Annotated in this window: 14 protein-coding genes, 1 tRNA gene and 1 riboswitch; of the genes, 2 read left to right on the top strand and 13 right to left on the bottom strand. The window is 44.2% G+C overall.

Translation table 11 applies throughout. The features are described from left to right. Nucleotides 1–130: 130 nt before the first annotated feature. Nucleotides 131–203: transfer RNA gene (locus tag BN3261_RS03125), tRNA-Gly, on the top strand. A gap of 165 nt (nucleotides 204–368) precedes the next feature. Here the strand turns inward: BN3261_RS03125 and BN3261_RS03120 are convergent. From BN3261_RS03120 to BN3261_RS03070, 11 genes are all read right to left on the bottom strand, one after another. Further along, complete coding sequence (locus BN3261_RS03120; RefSeq protein WP_015524356.1) at nucleotides 369–1,553, bottom strand: phosphoribosylaminoimidazolecarboxamide formyltransferase; 1,185 nt, start codon at nucleotides 1,551–1,553, stop codon at nucleotides 369–371. Between the two features lie 38 nt (nucleotides 1,554–1,591). Beyond that, nucleotides 1,592–2,305, bottom strand: coding sequence for an IMP cyclohydrolase (locus tag BN3261_RS03115; RefSeq protein ID WP_015524355.1), 714 nt, complete (start codon nucleotides 2,303–2,305; stop codon nucleotides 1,592–1,594). Between the two features lie 86 nt (nucleotides 2,306–2,391). After that, nucleotides 2,392–2,473: riboswitch (ZMP/ZTP riboswitch) on the bottom strand. 97 nt (nucleotides 2,474–2,570) lie between these two features. After that, nucleotides 2,571–3,287, bottom strand: coding sequence for a peptidoglycan recognition protein family protein (locus tag BN3261_RS03110; RefSeq protein WP_235812336.1), 717 nt, complete (start codon nucleotides 3,285–3,287; stop codon nucleotides 2,571–2,573). Nucleotides 3,288–3,399: 112 nt separating this feature from the next. Continuing rightward, the gene (gene guaB / locus BN3261_RS03105; protein WP_015524354.1) at nucleotides 3,400–4,854 is read right to left on the bottom strand and encodes an IMP dehydrogenase; all 1,455 of its coding nucleotides are present in this window, start codon (nucleotides 4,852–4,854) and stop codon (nucleotides 3,400–3,402) included. 68 nt (nucleotides 4,855–4,922) lie between these two features. Beyond that, nucleotides 4,923–5,426 carry a DUF6106 family protein gene (locus BN3261_RS03100; protein ID WP_044961649.1) on the bottom strand — a complete coding sequence of 168 codons (504 nt, stop codon included), beginning with the start codon at nucleotides 5,424–5,426 and terminating at the stop codon, nucleotides 4,923–4,925. 113 nt (nucleotides 5,427–5,539) lie between these two features. Beyond that, complete coding sequence (gene groL / locus BN3261_RS03095; RefSeq protein WP_022426640.1) at nucleotides 5,540–7,159, bottom strand: chaperonin GroEL; 1,620 nt, start codon at nucleotides 7,157–7,159, stop codon at nucleotides 5,540–5,542. Nucleotides 7,160–7,206: 47 nt separating this feature from the next. Beyond that, nucleotides 7,207–7,491 carry a co-chaperone GroES gene (groES, locus tag BN3261_RS03090; RefSeq protein WP_015524351.1) on the bottom strand — a complete coding sequence of 95 codons (285 nt, stop codon included), beginning with the start codon at nucleotides 7,489–7,491 and terminating at the stop codon, nucleotides 7,207–7,209. Nucleotides 7,492–7,788: 297 nt separating this feature from the next. Next, nucleotides 7,789–8,574 carry a GTP-sensing pleiotropic transcriptional regulator CodY gene (codY, locus tag BN3261_RS03085; RefSeq protein WP_015524350.1) on the bottom strand — a complete coding sequence of 262 codons (786 nt, stop codon included), beginning with the start codon at nucleotides 8,572–8,574 and terminating at the stop codon, nucleotides 7,789–7,791. A gap of 146 nt (nucleotides 8,575–8,720) precedes the next feature. Next, complete coding sequence (gene topA / locus BN3261_RS03080; protein WP_021651815.1) at nucleotides 8,721–10,793, bottom strand: type I DNA topoisomerase; 2,073 nt, start codon at nucleotides 10,791–10,793, stop codon at nucleotides 8,721–8,723. Between the two features lie 75 nt (nucleotides 10,794–10,868). Next, on the bottom strand, nucleotides 10,869–11,756 hold the full coding sequence (dprA, locus tag BN3261_RS03075) for a DNA-processing protein DprA (RefSeq protein ID WP_059086853.1): 888 nt from the start codon (nucleotides 11,754–11,756) through the stop codon (nucleotides 10,869–10,871). Between the two features lie 25 nt (nucleotides 11,757–11,781). Beyond that, nucleotides 11,782–13,317 (bottom strand): YifB family Mg chelatase-like AAA ATPase, encoded by a 1,536-nt coding sequence (locus BN3261_RS03070; protein ID WP_235812335.1) that lies wholly within the window; start codon nucleotides 13,315–13,317, stop codon nucleotides 11,782–11,784. Between the two features lie 219 nt (nucleotides 13,318–13,536). Here BN3261_RS03070 and BN3261_RS03065 point away from each other — a divergent pair, with 219 nt between their 5' ends. Next, a complete protein-coding gene (locus tag BN3261_RS03065; RefSeq protein WP_015524345.1) occupies nucleotides 13,537–13,752 on the top strand; it encodes a helix-turn-helix domain-containing protein in 216 nt (71 codons plus the stop codon). A gap of 105 nt (nucleotides 13,753–13,857) precedes the next feature. On the opposite strand, the gene BN3261_RS03060 is transcribed toward BN3261_RS03065, so the two are convergent. Continuing rightward, nucleotides 13,858–14,616, bottom strand: a complete 759-nt coding sequence (locus BN3261_RS03060) for a hypothetical protein (RefSeq protein WP_059085428.1) — start codon at nucleotides 14,614–14,616, stop codon at nucleotides 13,858–13,860. A gap of 60 nt (nucleotides 14,617–14,676) precedes the next feature. Next, complete coding sequence (locus BN3261_RS03055) at nucleotides 14,677–16,635, bottom strand: fructose-bisphosphatase class III (protein WP_022426636.1); 1,959 nt, start codon at nucleotides 16,633–16,635, stop codon at nucleotides 14,677–14,679. Nucleotides 16,636–16,659: the final 24 nt, after the last annotated feature.

Genomic DNA, 16,659 nt, shown 5'->3' with positions numbered 1-16,659 from the left:
GATGTCTGGAATAAACTTTATATGTTGTATATAATTTCAAAAAAATTCCAAAAAACATTTGACAGAATATAAAATCTATGCTAATATATGTCTTGTCGCTGAGGGAAATATGTGAAGCGATAAGGCATATGCGATAGTGGCGTAGTTGGTAACGCGCGACCTTGCCAAGGTCGAGACCGCGGGTTCGAGCCCCGTCTATCGCTCTTCAGAACTCTGAGTTTTTCAGAGTTCTTTTTTCATTTTTAAAACTATCCTTTTTCGATCAAAAAGTCCCGAGTCTGATCTCTTTTTTCCAGAAATTCAGATTCGGGACTTTATATTTTTTATCTTTTATTTCAGCTGCATATCATGGCCAAGGCATGCATCTTTTAGTGATGGAAAAGGCGGATTCCTGTAAATGCCATCACCATTCCATACTTATTACATGTATCGATAACTGCGTCATCACGTACAGATCCACCCGGCTCTGCAATATATTTTACACCGCTCTTATATGCGCGCTCGATATTATCACTGAACGGGAAGAATGCATCGGATCCCAGTGTCACGCCGGTAAGACCATCCAGCCATGCTCTCTTCTCTTCTTTTGTGAACACTTCCGGCTTCTCTGTGAATGTCTTTTCCCATGCACCATCTGCAAGGACATCCATATATTCCTCACCAATGTAAACATCAATGGCATTATCTCTCTCCGCACGTGTGATCGTGTCTTTAAACGGAAGCTCCAGTACCTTCGGGCACTGACGGAGGTACCAGTTATCTGCTTTCTGGCCTGCAAGGCGTGTACAATGTACACGGGACTGCTGTCCTGCACCAACGCCGATAGCCTGTCCATCCTTAACAAAGCATACGGAATTGGACTGTGTATATTTCAGGATGATCAGAGAAACCTTCATATCTCTCTTGGCTTCTTCCGTAAGCTCTTTATTCTCTGTTACAATATTGGAGATCAGCGCATCATCAATTGCCAGCTCCTGGCGGCCCTGCTCAAAGGTGACTCCAAATACCTGTTTGTGCTCCAAAGGTTCCGGTACATAGTTTTCATCGATCTGGATCACATTGTAATTGCCTTTTTTCTTCTGCTTCAGAATTTCAAGAGCCTCCTCTGTATATCCTGGTGCGATCACACCATCAGAAACCTCTCTCTTGATCAGCATTGCGGTATCTTTGTCGCAGACATCAGAAAGAGAAATAAAATCACCAAATGATGACATACGATCTGCACCTCTTGCTCTTGCATACGCACATGCAAGCGGGGAAAAATTCTTCCAGTCCATATCATCTACCCAGTAGATCTTTGCCAGTGTCTCATTCAGCGGAAGTCCGATGGAAGCACCTGCCGGAGATACATGCTTAAATGAAGTTGCTGCCGGAAGTCCGGTTGCTTTCTTAAGGTCACGTACCAGCTGCCAGCCATTAAAGGCATCCAGGAAGTTGATGTATCCTGGTCTTCCGGAGAGTACCTGGATCGGAAGCTCACTTCCATCTGCCATATAGATCTTTGATGGTTTCTGATTTGGGTTACATCCGTATTTTAACTGTAATTCTTTCATGAAAAAGCTCCTCCGTTCTCTGTGATATCCCTATTTTCTTATTTATTCTTGTTTACGATCCTGGATTCATATTTTCCTGTCTCAATGTCAATAAAACGAACAAAGAGAGAAACTTTATTATCCTGGTTCAGGCTCTTCCAGAGGAGATCCGTAAACTCATCAATATCGCTTGGGATCTCTACCAGCTTCGGCTCTCCCTCGAAACTTGGAAGTGGATTTCCATCGCATTTATAAGTATGGATAAAACGTCCCTGTCCTGCCGCCGCATTCTCATAGGCGAATGTATAACGAAGACAGGAATCCGGATTTCCGTTATTGCTCTTTAAAATAGACATCGCATAATTGAATTTACCGTCTTCAACATGAAGAACACCTGAAATACGAGGTGTATAGTTCGGCGCATCCGGCTCAAACTCTCTGCTGCGGAGAGACTGTTCAAAGGTGAGCTGTCTGTCCATTCCCTCATAGATCGTATCTGTCTGATCACCGTTTGTTACGATGGTCTTATTTCCAAGGACACGTACCGGTGCATAAATGATCAGGCTCGGGTCTGTAAGCTTGGATGGATCAAAAGCCTGTGTACGGATTCCTTCCCCATCCTCAACAAAAATACGGTTTCTGCTGTTCTCGCTTCTTCCCATAATAAAATATGCAGTAACTGCATGTTTCCCGTCAGCGGAACGTCCGATCACAATTCCTCTTCCCGGATAGGAATTTTCTTTCAGTTCTTTTTCAAGTGAAAATGTCGTCATTTTTCACAGTCCTCCTTGTCTAATGTAAGGCCCGGGGCTTATCCCAGGATATGAACGGTAACAAAAAACCGCCTGGACACCCCTTATCAGGCTGCCCAGGCGGTCGGCTTCTCACTTCACTGCACTCCCTGTAGGTAATCCTACTTTCCGCCAGTCATGCAGCTTCTGCTGTTATACTACAATACTTCTTCTTAATTTTCAAGCCCCTATTTTCAGAAATTATTTTTCCCGACTTCTTGTTGCTCACAAAATAAACAATAACACTTTATTTCCCCTGTAATGCATAATCTGTCTGGATCTGTGCTGCAATGTCTGATTTCATCTGGATCCATGCATCGGGATTTTCCACGTAATACTTCGGACAGTCTTTACCTGTGACATCATAATGACGGATCACCTGATCCGAAGTCAGTCCAAAGCGTGTACAAAGCCACGCTGTCAGCTTTACCGCCGAATCATAGGTTGCTGTATTAAACTGCCCTGTTTCATCCGGATGGCAGCATTCAATGGATATGGTATCTACATTTCTGGAATTTGTGGCATAGGATATTTCCGAAGTGGGAATACATTGTACCACTTCTCCCTCCAACCCTACCACAAAATGACTGCTGACTTTGTTGTCCTGCGTTATCGCAAGATTTTCAAAATAATTCCGGTTGGATACGGCAGTAGATCCCGGATTGGCCGTATAATGAATGGCTATATAATTTACCTGTTCCATAGAAATCTGTGGTCTGGAATAGGAATTCGGTGTCAAAAGCTCCACATCAATAAAAGGTGCTCCTTCTGCCTGCCATTGTTCCGGTCCGCCATTTCCGCTGGCATTCCCGGATATTTCTTCCTGTCCGGACTGAGTTTCACTCTGTTCCATGCGCATCTCAAAAAATGCGTATCCTAACGCACACGCAGCAAAAGCAACGATCACAATGATACATATCAACACAATCCTCTGTAGGATCTTGATCGGGTTCTTTTTTCTCAAAGACTTCTTTTTTCTTCTGGAAGACCCGGAGGAAGTTTTCTTTACGGAAACAGGCCGCCCGCTATGGGACGGCCTGGGTGACTTTTTACCGGTCTTACCTTTTTTTCCTTTATTATTCATCTACACTGTAGTTTGGAGCCTCTTTTGTGATGTGGATGTCATGTGGATGTGACTCTTTAAGAGATGCAGCTGAAATCTTGATGAATCTGCCTGTTGTCTTCAGCTTCTCAATGTTCTCTGCTCCACAGTAACCCATACCGGATCTTAAACCACCGATCAGCTGGAATACGGTATCCTCAACATGTCCTTTATACGCAACACGACCCTCAACACCCTCCGGCACAAGCTTCTTTGCATTCTCCTGGAAATAACGATCCTTGCTGCCATTCTCCATAGCTGCGATAGATCCCATTCCACGATATACTTTATATTTTCTTCCCTGATAAAGTTCGAATGTTCCCGGGCTCTCGTCGCATCCTGCGAACATGCTTCCCATCATGCAGACATTGGCACCTGCTGCGATGGCCTTGGTGATATCTCCGGAATATTTGATACCGCCGTCTGCAATGATCGGGATTCCGTAGCTGTTAGCCACTTCATAACAATCCATAACTGCAGTAACCTGCGGAACACCAATACCTGCAACAACACGTGTTGTACAGATAGATCCCGGTCCGATACCAACTTTGACTGCATCTACTCCAGCCTCGATCAGAGCCTTGGTAGCTTCGCCTGTTGCAACATTACCTGCGATTACCTGAAGCTCCGGATATGTTGCCTTGATCTCGCGGACTGCTTTTAAAATGTTTTCTGAATGACCATGTGCAGAATCAATTACGATCACATCTACATTAGCCTTCACAAGCGCATCAACACGTGCAAGCACATTTGCTGTGATACCAACCGCAGCACCACAGAGAAGTCTTCCCTGTGCATCCTTGGCTGCAAGCGGATACTTGATCTGTTTCTCGATATCCTTGATGGTAATGAGTCCTTTTAAATTAAAGTCATCATCTACAATGGGTAATTTCTCCTTACGGGATTTCGCAAGGATCTTCTTGGCATCCTCAAGTGTGATTCCTTCCTTAGCTGTGATCAGTCCTTCTGAAGTCATGCACTCCTTGATCTTTCTGCTGAAATCTGTCTCAAATTTAAGATCACGGTTTGTGATAATACCTACCAGTTTTCTGCCTTCTGTGATCGGAACACCGGAAATACGGTATTTCGCCATCAGATCATTGGCATCCTTCAGTGTATGCTCTGCTGAAAGATAAAATGGATCGGTGATAACACCGTTCTCAGAACGTTTAACTTTGTCAACCTCTTCTGCCTGTGCCTCAATGGACATATTCTTGTGAATGATACCGATACCACCCTGTCTGGCCATAGCAATTGCCATTCTGTGCTCTGTAACTGTGTCCATTCCCGCACTCATCATGGGGATATTCAGCTTTACTTTCTTGGTTAAATACGTTGAAACATCAACCTGATTCGGAATTACTTTAGAATAAGCCGGAACCAGCAGGACATCATCAAACGTAATGCCTTCACCAATAATAGTACCCATTGCATTTCCTCCCTTTGTGTAAGATATTTTAAATTTGTGAACTAGTGTAACAAAAAACAAGATTCATGTCAATCCAAAAAAACTTTACTCGGTGCAGAATTTTTCATGGTATTGGCAAGTTCATCATCCAGCTCCAGGATCACCTTGCAGGTTTCTCCGCTGTCTCTTACGATCATGGCATAGCGCTTATGATCCTCAATACCTGAGGAAAAGTCTATGGTTTTCATCTTCTGATTTCCGTTGTAATAATCCATTCTGTGGGATTTCAGAGGTGCCACAAGATCAGCCTCCGCAAGCTGAAGTGATTTTACTCTTTTCCTCTTTGACTTGGACATGATCATATCAATATCCAGTTCCCCGTTAACAAACAGATATTCATATTCCAGGTCTGTTTTCGGAATTACAAAATAGCATGCAACACCAAGAGCGATAGCCGGAACCAGAAGAAGTGCATTCAGCACCAGACCTCCCAGAACCATGATCACGGTCAGTACAATAAGACCGTATTTTATAACAAGATCCTTCCCTGTCTGTTTCTTCTTTACCAGAAGTTCTGAATATAAGTCACTCATTTGCTTCTTCCTTTCGTAATTTACTGATTTCTTTTGATTATAACACAAAAAGAGAGCCGCGTCCATGACGCAGGCCCTCTCATTTTGTAAATTATTTACCTGCCTGCTTGAAATTACATCATTCCCATTCCCGGGTTTGGTGCCGGAGCAGGAGTATCCTCTTTGATCGTAGAAACTACAGCCTCTGTTGTAAGAAGTGTAGATGCAACACTTGTTGCGTTCTGAAGTGCACTTCTTGTAACCTTTGCAGGATCAAGGATTCCATTTTCAACCATGTTTACATATTTCTCATTCAGAGCATCAAAGCCTGTACCTACCTCAGACTCTCTTACCTTGTTGATGATAACAGCGCCTTCCAGTCCTGCGTTTGCAGCAATGTGGAACAACGGAGCCTCAAGGGCTTTCAGGATCACATAAGCACCTGTCTTCTCATCTCCCTCAAGTGTTGCTGCAAGTTTTGCAACCTCTTTGGAAGCATGGATGTAAGCAGATCCGCCGCCTGCGATGATACCTTCCTCAACAGCTGCTCTTGTTGCTGCAAGAGCATCCTCAAGACGAAGCTTTGCTTCTTTCATCTCTGTCTCAGTAGCAGCACCTACACGGATAACAGCTACGCCGCCTGCCAGTTTTGCAAGTCTTTCCTGAAGTTTTTCTTTATCAAACTCGGATTTTGTCTCCTCGATCTGCGCACGGATCTGAGCAACACGTTTTGCGATGGCATCTTTATCGCCAAGGCCGTCAACGATAACTGTATTCTCTTTTGCAACCTTAACGGATTTTGCACGTCCGAGCTGCTCCATTTTAGCTTCCTTCAGATCAAGACCGAGCTCGTCAGAGATCACCTGTCCGCCTGTCAGGATCGCAATATCCTGAAGCATCTCTTTTCTTCTGTCACCATAGCCAGGTGCTTTAACAGCTACTACCTGGAAGGTTCCTCTCAGTTTGTTAACGATCAGGGTTGTGAGAGCCTCACCCTCAACATCTTCTGCAATGATGAGAAGCTTTGCACCAGCCTGAACAACCTGTTCAAGAAGCGGAAGGATCTCCTGGATGTTGCTGATCTTCTTATCTGTGATCAGAATGTACGGATCATCAAGAGTTGCCTCCATCTTCTCCATATCTGTAGACATGTATGCGGAAATATATCCACGGTCAAACTGCATACCTTCAACAAGGTCAAGCTCTGTATGCATGGTCTTGGACTCCTCAACAGTGATAACACCATCCTTGGAAACCTTCTCCATAGCGTCTGCAACCAGCTGTCCAACCTGCTCATCACTTGCAGAGATTGCGGCTACATTAGCGATCTGAGCTTTTCCGTTAATTGCCTGGCTCATGTTCTTGATTGCTTCTACTGCAACATCTGTTGCTTTTTTCATTCCTTTTCTGAGGATGATCGGGTTCGCTCCTGCTGCCAGGTTCTTCATTCCCTCATGTACCATTGCCTGTGCAAGTACGGTCGCTGTTGTAGTACCATCACCAGCTACATCGTTTGTCTTGGATGCAACCTCTTTGATGATCTGAGCACCCATATTCTCGAATCCGTCCTCAAGTTCGATCTCTTTTGCAATGGAAACACCATCGTTTGTGATAAGCGGAGCACCGAAAGATTTGTCAAGTACTACATTTCTTCCTTTCGGTCCAAGTGTTACTCTTACTGTATCTGCAAGTTTATTTACACCAGCTTCAAGTGCTGCTCTTGCTTCTGCGCCGTATTTGATCTCTTTTGCCATGATAAAATGACCTCCTATTTATATTGATATACGATAAGATGTTTATATTATTTAATGATTGCCAGGATATCTTCCTGCTTTACAATAATATAATCCGTTCCATCCATCTTTACTTCTGTTCCTGCATATTTGGAATAGATAACAGTATTTCCGACTTCTACTTCCATTTTTACTTCTTTCCCGTTTACAACTCCGCCAGGTCCAACTGCAATAACCTCTGCCTGCTGTGGTTTCTCCTGTGCCTGTCCCGGAAGCACAATTCCGGATGCTGTTGTCTCTTCTGCTTCAACCTGTTTTAATACTACTCTGTCGCCTAAAGGTACTAACTTCATGATCTATGTTCCTCCTTTATAAGTTCCGTCTTCGTCTGCTAGCACTCACTTTATACGAGTGCTAATCACTATGGCTATATTAGTGAATTTCACATATTTTCGCAACCCTTTTAAGATATGGTTTTTCTATATTATTCTGGTTTTATCTCTTTTATACTCTTGTTTTCTCTTGTTTTCTTAATTTCATTATTTATTTTGATTTTATGAAACAGACAAAAAAGAGACTCCCACGCTAGCGGGAAGTCTCTTTTGTCACGTTCTTTATCTTATATCAAGCATCTGACAGTGCTGATCACATTATGCCTTCTTGCTTCTCTGTGCTTTTATCTCCTCAAGCTCATCAAAGATCACTTCATTAAGAACTTTAATGTAAGTTCCCTTCATACCGGATGAACGGGATTCGATCACACCTGCACTCTCGAATTTACGCAGTGCATTTACGATCACGGATCTGGTGATACCTACACGGTCAGCGATCTTGCTGGCAACCAGGATACCCTCATCCCCATCCAGCTCATCAAAAATATGGATGATCGCCTCAAGTTCTGAGAAGGACAGTGTACTGAATGCCGATTTAACGATCTGCTGTTTTCTGTCTTCTTCTGCGTTCTCGTCATGAACCGCACGCATCATTTCCAGGCCAACAACTGTTGTACCATACTCGCTGACGATAATATCCTCAATATCATAGGGATGATCATTGCGGTACATGAATAACGTTCCCAGTCTCTCACCTGCAATATCGATCGGATTCACGATTCCCTGATAATTTCCGGGTACATGCTCAAAGCCAAGTGTCTGGAGATTGACATTCTCCTTTGTGGAAAGAACACCAAGAAATCTCTCATTCAATAACGGGTCGATATGTCCGCCGATTTTGTCATCGATCAGCTCTGTGATCTCATCCACACCCGGGCAGATACTGACTCCCAGAACCTTACCTTTCTTACTGAGTACCAGGATATTGGAACTTAAGGTTTCCATGAGCACCTGGCAAATGTCGTTAAACACTACCTTGCTTGAGCTGCTGTTATGCAGAAGCTTATTGATTTTTCTAGTTTTATCTAGCAACTGAACGCTCATTTTTCCTCCTTTCACTTTCGTACCTTGAAAGAAATCGTTTTTCTAGTCTAATATTACACGTTATTCTGGAAATTTACAAGACATTTTTATATTTTTTTTATTTTTAACGGGATTTTCTGAAAATTAATAGAAAAGCATTTATTCAATCAATCTTCATCTTTTGGTTTTTGTTCCACATATCCGCAGGTTTCCTGGCTGCAAACCAGCTTATTTCCCTTTTCGAGCATATAATTACCACATTTCGGACATTTCTTTGCAGAAGGTTTCTGCCAGGACATAAAATCACACTCCGGATTATTCTCACATCCGTAATATTTTCTGCCTTTTTTCGTTTTTTTCATGACAATTTCGCCGCCGCACTTCGGACATGCAACACCGATCTTCTCATAATATGGTTTTGTATTACGGCAGTCCGGAAATCCGGGGCATGCAAGAAATCTTCCATGAGGACCGTACTTGATCACCATGTTGCGGCCACAGTTGTCGCAGATCACATCCGTAACCTCATCCTGTATATCAACTTTCTCAAGCTCTTTCTCAGCCTCATCCACATCATGCTTCAGATCCGGATAGAAGTTACGTACAACCGTTTTCCACTGTACGGTACCTGCTTCCACGCAGTCCAAAAGCCCCTCCATAGTTGCTGTAAAGTTTACATCCACAATACTTGGAAAAGCCTGTTTCATAATATTATTAACAACCTCTCCAAGCTCTGTGACGTAAAGATTTTTCTGTTCCTTGGATACATAGCGTCTGCTGATGATCGTTGTGATGGTCGGCGCATACGTACTCGGACGTCCAATTCCAAGCTCTTCCATAGTCTTTACAAGTGAAGCCTCTGTGTAATGTGCCGGCGGCTGTGTAAAATGCTGCTCCGGCTTCAGTTCTTTCAGCTTCAGCTCCATACCCTTTTCCAGACTTTGACTTAAAACATTGCCCTTTTTGTCATCGCCCTCTTCTGTGTACACAGACATAAAGCCATCAAAGGCAACCTTGGATGCTGCAACCGTGAACACATACTCACCTGCTCCGATCTTGACAGACGTGGTCTCATAACGTGCCGGTGCCATTCTGCTCGCCGCAAAACGTCTCCAGATCAGCTGATATAAACGGAACTGATCCCTGGTCAGGGATTCCTTCACCAGAACTGGTGTCCTCGCAATATCTGTAGGACGGATCGCCTCATGAGCATCCTGTATCTTCTGTCCGTTTTTGATTGCCTTCTCTGTCTGAGAAACATAATCCAAACCATACTGCTCAGAAATATAAGTTCTTGCTGCTGCATCTGCTTCCTCTGAAATTCGAGTAGAATCTGTACGCAGATAGGAGATCAGACCTACCGTACCACTGCCTTTTACATCCACACCTTCATATAACTGCTGTGCCAGGCGCATAGTCTTCTGCGTAGAAAAATTCAGTGTCTTGGCAGCTTCCTGCTGCAGAGTACTTGTGGTAAACGGAAGGGGAGCGTTTTTGATTCTCTCGCCTTTTTTTACTTCTGTGATCTCATATTTACAGTCTTCCAGACTTTTCAGGATCTCATCCATTTCCTGACGGTTTCTGATCGGAAGTTTTTTATCTGTTCCATAGAACTTGGCTGTCAACGGTTTCTTCTCACCCTTTACCTGAAATTCACCCTCCAGGCTCCAGTATTCTTCAGGAATGAATGCATTGATCTCATCTTCTCTGTCACAGATGATACGCAGTGCCACAGACTGTACACGGCCTGCACTTAAGCCTCTTTTTACCTTGGCCCAGAGCAGCGGACTGATGGTATAACCTACCATACGATCCAGCATACGCCTTGCCTGCTGTGCATCTACCAGATTCATGTCCAGTTCCCTGGCCTGCTTGATGGACGCCTTAACTGCTGTTTTTGTTACTTCATTAAATGTGATCCTGTGCATCTTTGCAGTATCTGTCTTCAAAGCCTGCATCAGATGCCAGGAAATTGCTTCTCCCTCACGGTCAGGGTCAGTTGCAAGATAGATCTTATCTGCTTTTTTTGCTTCTTTACGAAGTTTTGCAAGAAGCTCACCCTTTCCCCGTATTGTAATATACTTCGGTTCAAAATCATTGTCCACGTCAATACCAAACTGGCTCTTGGGAAAATCCCTCACATGACCGTTGGACGCTTCTACTGTATAATTTGCCCCCAGAAATTTCTTTACTGTCTTCATTTTAGCAGGTGACTCTACTATCACCAGATTTTTGGCCATTTTACCTCTCCTAATCTCATTCTGCCTTCCTGTCCGGCTTAAAAACTCCTGCTAAATCTCCGGGCAAAAAAGCATTTATTCAAGTCTGATATAATACTGTCTCCCGGTTTCCTTCACAAGCCCCATCAAAATAAGCTGTCCCAGGATCCCGGCTGTTTTTCCCGGTGAAAAACCGGTTTTTCTGATAATATGATCCAGATTTTTTGGTCGTAAATCGAGACAACTATACACCAAATCCAAATCCGTTGCAAGTCCTAACTTGCTTTTTTCAGACAAATTTGTCTTTTTTTTCACAGATAATCCCCACTCATCCAGAAGTATTTCCGGAGAGTATGCAATTCCTGCTCCGTCGTAGATCAGCTTGTGACAGCCTCTGCTCAGCGCATCATTTACTGCTCCCGGAATGGCGTATACCATCTTCCCCTGTTCCAGTGCACAGGTAGCTGTGATCAGTGATCCGCTCTTTTCTTTTGCTTCCACCACAAGCACCAGATCTGCCAGTCCGCTGATGATCCGGTTCCTTGCCGGAAAATAATATGCCCTGCCTTTGGTACCTGGTTCATATTCGCTGATGATCCCTCCGTTTTTTTCGGGGATTCTCCGGTAAATACCTCTGCTGGATGAAGGATAACAGATGTCCACGCCATTTCCCAGCACGGCAAAGGTCGGGGTACCACCTTCCAGAGCACCCTTGTGGCCCTCAGCATCAATGCCGGCCGCCATACCGCTGATCACCTGTACCCCATGTTCGCTTAAGAATTTTCCGTAATTAAATGCCTGTATCCGTCCGTAAGGACTGCACAGCCTTGCTCCTACAATTGCAGCTGTAGGTTTGTCATCATCCGGAAATCTTCCAATATAATATAATTGTTTTGGCATACCAGGAAGTTCCTGAAGTCTTGCCGGATAAACACTACTGTCCTTCCGGGCACACCGGATCCTTGTTTGCTGTATTTCTTCCATATAAAATACCTTCCTTTTTTCTGTTTTATGACCAGTATTTCTTATCATATGCCCGGTACGTCAGAGCTTCGCAGATATGTTCTTCCTTTATCTTTTCGGAGGATTCCATATCCGCGATGGTCCTGGCCGTTTTCAGGATCTTATGATATGCTCTGGTACTGAATTGAAACTGCTCATATGCCTGCTCCAGAAGTTTGTCTGCCCCTCCCGTCATTACACAGTATTTTTCCAGTTTTCTTCCGTCAAGCTCCCCATTGAAGCAAAATTTTTCCTTTTTGTAACGTTCTCTCTGGATCTCCTGTACTGCTTCCACCCTCTTTCTTATTTGCGCAGAGGATTCCCCTGCAATTTTCTTTTTCATTTTTGAAAAACTCACTGCCGGAACTTCTGTGCAGATATCAATACGCTCCAGGAGAGGCTGGCTGATCTTTCCAAGATAATGCGTGATCTCCCCTGACGTACAACGACATCTGTTCATATCCGGGTAAAATCCGCAGGGACAGGGATTCATCGCTGCCGCCAGCATAAAACTAGCCGGAAAAATATAAGTTCCGGCAGCTCTGGACAGATGGATCTCCTTATCTTCCAGCGGCTGACGCAGGATCTCCAGGCTTTTTCTGGAAAATTCCGGCATCTCATCCAGAAAAAGAACACCTCTGTGTGCAAGAGTGATCTCCCCCGGCCCCGGTATCCTGCCGCCACCTGCCAAAGCCTGAGGGGAACTGGTATGATGCGGACTTCGAAAAGGCCTCTGCCGGATCAGCGGATCTTTTTCCGTGAGAAGTCCTGCCACACTGTATACCTTGGTGATCTCCAGGCTTTCCTCAAATGTCATCTCCGGCATAATGGTCGGCAGACGTCTTGCCAGCATGGTCTTTCCGGATCCTGGCGGTCCGATAAAAAGAATATTATGAAAACCGCTCACTGCGATCTCTGCCGCCCGCCTGGCTCCTTCCTGCCCGCAGATGTCCGCAAAATCAACCTTTGGTATTTCCGGTTTGTTTTCTGTTTTTTCTTTTTCCTGATACGCAGCTGTATAAGTGTTTGGGTCTCTCAGACATCGGATCATGGCATTCAGACTTTTTACTCCAAACACCGGCATATCCTTCACCAGATTCCCCTCCCGGATGTTTTCCTCCGGAATAACGCAAAAGCGTAAGCCCAGCTCTCTTGCGCGGATCACCCGAGGCAAAACTCCGGCAACCCCATGGATCTCTCCATTCAGACTGATCTCTCCTACGATCATAACTCCTTCCAGAAGATCCGGTTCCAGAATTCCGGCAGCCGCAAGTACTGCAGCCGCCACAGGCAGATCAAAACCGGCTCCTTCCTTTTTCATATCGGCAGGTGCAAAATTTACAGTTACTTTTTTTGGTGGCAGACAAAGCCGGTTGTTCTTAAATGCAGTCCGGACTCTTTCCTGGGCCTCTCTCACCTGGGCAGAGGGAAATCCTACCATAGCAAAAGAAGGCAGACCATCACTGACATCTGCCTCAACCTGGATCTCACGTACTTCCATTCCGTAGATCGCTGCTGATAAAACACTCGCAAACAAATACATTCCTTTCTGCGAAAAAACGGATCCCGATCTTCCATCTTTTCGTCTTTTCAGGTCAGGCGGATATTCGAAATCCGCATTGGTTAAAAACAAGGGAATTTTCAGATAGACATTTTCTGAATTTTAGAAGATAATAAATTTAGTATAGTCCATTTTGCTCCCTTTTGCAAGGGTGCATTTCGTTCTGTTTTATACTTTCAATAGAAAGAAGAGGTGAGCACAATGAAATTTCAGCGTATTCAGGATTTACGTACAGACGCGGATCTGTCCCAGAGAGAATTAAGTGAGATTCTTCATATCAGTCAGCGTTCTTATTCCCATTATGAAACGGGATCCCGTAATATTCCTATCGAAATGCTTATCCGGCTGGCAAATTATTACGACACCAGCATCGATTATCTCGTCGGCCGCACAGACCGCAAAAAAATGATCAAATAAAGAGATCCCCGGAAATGTGGAACAGTTTCGGGAATTCCTGTATCGGGATTCCCTGATTGCCAAAATCCGGGGATTCTTTATTTTATCGTGTTTTATTTTTTTTGATCATTCCGTATAATAGGTTTCTTCTTCTCCGTAGGGAATCTCATATTCTTCTGTATTCTCATCAGAAGAATCTTCACTGCTTTCGCTGTAGGATTCCTGTTCATAGGAATTTTCGTTGCTTTCATTATAGGAAGCATCCTCTTCGGAATTTTCGGATACTTCCAGGGATGGCTCCTGCCGGGTCATAATAGACTCTGTTTTCGGATAGGTCAGAGATCCCTCTCCCCGTTCATATGTTTTTACCTTCACATAAAGCTCACCACTTTTATCGAAAACAAACTCTCCTTTTGCCTTATTCCCTTCGGAATCCTTAAAACGGAACTGTGTGGCATTTCCTGCTACCTCTGCAGTCACATCTACTTCTGCGGTCATGGAAGGATCTTTTCCATTCACTCTCTTATAGGTAAAGGAAACAGATTTCAGACTGATATCATAAATATCGATCGTTGTCAGCCCGTCTTCGCTGTACCAGATTCCCTGATAATTTTCCGGTTCAAATGCCGGAAGGATTGTCGGGACCGGTGTCAATGACGGTGTCGGTGTCGCTGTCGGAACCGGTGTTGCTGTTGCTGCCGGAGTTGCTGTCACCTCCGGAATACTGTCCAATGCAGCCAATGCGGCCTCTCTTCGTTGTTCTTTTTCCACTTTATCCCTGTGGGAAACATACAGCATCCCTCCCAGTCCTGCCAGAATAAACAGAATGATCAACAGGATCAGAACTGCTCTCAGCCGTTTTTTTCTTCTTTTGTTTTTTCTCATCTGCATTACCTCTGTTTACTATAGCATACAGGAAACCCTTCTTGTATTTCTCAATTCTGCTTATTTTTTCTCTTTGATGATACCTTTTCTGTAAGCTTCCAGAAGCTGGATCAGCTCACTGATCCTTTCCTTCAGAGCAGTTCCGGTATCGGTATCACCGACCAGTGTACGTTTGTTATTGTAGTGAACCGCCACCCTGTTGGAAACAATATCCTGCTCCTTGGCTACCGCTTCTTCCGCAGAAGTAAAAGGCTCATGAGCAGACAGGATCAGCCCGTAGGAGTTATAAACCAGTGTATAACCGGCAATCCCCGTAACCTTCTGATATGGTCTGGAAAAACCGCCGTCGATCACAAGAACTTTGCCATTGCATTTTACAGGACTCTCTCCCTCACTCTGGTGAACCGGCACATGCCCGTTGATGATGTGACCTTTTTCCGGATCTAGTTCAAATTCACGGAGCAGATCATCTACAACATTCTCATTTTCCAGAAGATGATAGTAGGCATTTTTAGTTTCTTTATGTGTTTCCTTATCTTTAATAAAATAACGTTCAAAAGTGGTCATCTTGTCTTTTCCGAACAGCGGTGAATTCGGAGCTGCCCAGATATACCACATAATATCCCTGCCTTTACGCTTTTCATCCTCATTTACAGAGAAAAACGCCCGGCGCACATAAGTCTCAAGAACATCGTACAATTCTTTTCCTTTGTAGGTTTTTCCATAAATCTGAACTTCTTTCAGACTTCCATCCTCATTAAGCGGAATACTTCCATGGAACAGAAGATTTCCATTATAAGTTTTATAAAGGCCTCCCTTGTCCAGAAGAAGCCGGACATGATTCTGCAGTTTCTCGCAGTTTCGGAACGCGGAATCCAAGCGTTCCATTACATCCTTTTCCTCTGTAGTAAGTTCATATGGCTTTTTCCAGTCAATAGTAGGAAAATATGTATCGGTCAGCGGATATTCTTTTCCGTCCGGAAGTGTGATCATTCCCTTTTTCGGATCGATCCTATGAAGCAAACAACGCTTTTCCATATGGAATTCTTTGTGCCGGCGGATCAGCTGACCCTCCAGCTTAAACTGGATAATGGCAATAGCCTTGTGCATTTTCCGTCCAAGCTCTTCTTCCAGAATACTATAGTTATTGGCATCTCCCTTCATCTCAAAAGCAGTACATGGATCATCCTTATAAGCCTCCATTGCAAAGGTTGCCAGAGGCATGAGATTGATCCCATATCCATCCTCAAGAATATCCATATTTCGGTAACGGATGCTGTTCCGGATCACCGTTGCAATGCAGGCTTTCTGTCCTGTAGCAGCTCCCATCCAGACCACATCATGATTTCCCCACTGGATATCCAGCGAATGATATTTCATCAAACGATCCATGATGAAATGCGGGCCCGGACCTCTGTCATAAATATCTCCCAGCACATGAAGATGATCCACAACAAGACGCTGGATCAGTTCTGCCAGGGCAATGATAAAATTCTCTGCCCGGCCGATCTCAATGATCGTATTGACGATGGCATCGTAATATGCTTCTTTGTCCAGAACTTCCGCTTTCTCTGTGATCAGCTCCTCGATCACATATGCATAGTCTGCAGGAAGTGCCTTACGGACCTTGGAACGGGTATATTTGGATGCCGTTGTCTTGCATACTTCGATCAGACGATAAAGTGTGATCTTGTACCAGTTCTCCATGTCTTCTTCCTGTTTTTTTACAACCTCCATCTTTTCCTTCGGATAATAGATCAGTGTGGCAAGAGAACGTTTGTCGCTGTTGCTTAAGGTATGTCCGAATACATCATCGATCTTTTTTCGTACAGCCCCTGATCCATTCCGAAGAACATGGGAAAACGCATCGTATTCTCCATGAATGTCCGACATGAAATGCTCGGTACCTTTCGGAAGGTTTAATATAGACTGCAGATTGATGATCTCTGTTGAAGCCTTTGCTATAGTAGGATATAGCTCCGCAAGTCGCTGCAGGTATCTTAATTCTTCTTTTTTCATAGTATCTGGTATCCTCCTGGGAGT

Origin of the sequence: Blautia massiliensis (ex Durand et al. 2017), assembly GCF_001487165.1 — a bacterium.
Taxonomy (GTDB): domain Bacteria; phylum Bacillota; class Clostridia; order Lachnospirales; family Lachnospiraceae; genus Blautia_A; species Blautia_A fusiformis.
Note: the sequence above shows the minus strand (reverse complement) of the source record. Positions and strands in the feature narration are given on the sequence as shown.